At 70.7% G+C, this 232-nt stretch carries 1 protein-coding gene; it reads left to right on the forward strand.

The window, feature by feature from the left end; all coding sequences use genetic code 11:
• On the forward strand, positions 1 to 232 hold a 232-nt coding region (locus tag UU7_RS17125; protein ID WP_007810725.1), incomplete at both ends, for an IS110 family transposase.

The following is a 232-nucleotide window of genomic DNA, read 5'->3' on the forward strand; positions in this document are numbered from 1 at the left end:
GCGGACGCGATGATCGCCAGCCTCGGCAAGGCGCAGGAATTCCGCAACGGTCGGCAACTGGCGGCGTGGCTCGGCATGGTGCCGACCCAGCACTCCAGCGGCGGCCACACGCGGCTGGGCGCGATCAGTTGCCGCGGCGATGGCTACCTGCGCACGCTGTTGATCCAGGGCGCGCGCAGCAGCCTGCAACGGGCCAAGGCGGTCGCCACGGAAAAGGCCACGCCCGAACAAC

This window comes from Rhodanobacter spathiphylli B39, assembly GCF_000264295.1.
Taxonomy (GTDB): domain Bacteria; phylum Pseudomonadota; class Gammaproteobacteria; order Xanthomonadales; family Rhodanobacteraceae; genus Rhodanobacter; species Rhodanobacter spathiphylli.